The 636-nt window shown below is 44.8% G+C and carries 1 protein-coding gene; it reads right to left on the reverse strand.

Annotated elements, in window-relative coordinates; all coding sequences use genetic code 11:
• Window positions 1-48: 48 nt before the first annotated feature.
• The coding region (locus L2672_RS17240) for an EF-Tu C-terminal domain-related protein (protein WP_248997063.1) at window positions 49-636 on the reverse strand (588 nt) is incomplete at its 5' end.

Raw genomic sequence — 636 nt, forward strand, 5'->3', positions numbered from 1 at the left:
AAAAAAGGAAGCCGAAGCTTCCTTTTTTAGTGTGAACTAAAGTCGCGATTAAGCGATGATTTTAGCTACAACACCAGCACCTACTGTGCGGCCACCTTCACGGATAGCGAAACGTAAACCGTCGTCCATCGCGATTGGGTAGATTAGAGTAACAACCATCTTGATGTTGTCACCTGGCATTACCATTTCTACGCCTTCTGGTAACTCGATAGTACCAGTTACGTCAGTTGTACGGAAGTAGAACTGTGGACGGTAACCTTTGAAGAATGGAGTGTGACGACCACCTTCATCTTTTGATAACACGTATACTTCTGATTCAAAAGTAGTGTGTGGAGTGATGGTACCTGGCTTAGCAAGTACTTGACCACGTTCTACTTCATCACGCTTAGTACCACGTAATAAAACACCACAGTTCTCACCTGCACGACCTTCGTCAAGCAGCTTACGGAACATTTCTACACCAGTACAAGTTGTCTTAGTAGTGTCTTTGATACCAACGATTTCTACTTCGTCACCAACTGTGATGATACCACGCTCAACACGACCAGTTACTACTGTACCACGACCTGAGATTGAGAATACGTCTTCAATCGGTAATAGGAATGGCTTGTCGATGTCACGCTCTGGCTCTGGGAT

The organism is Shewanella gaetbuli (genome assembly GCF_023284065.1).
Taxonomy (GTDB): Bacteria; Pseudomonadota; Gammaproteobacteria; order Enterobacterales; family Shewanellaceae; genus Shewanella; species Shewanella gaetbuli.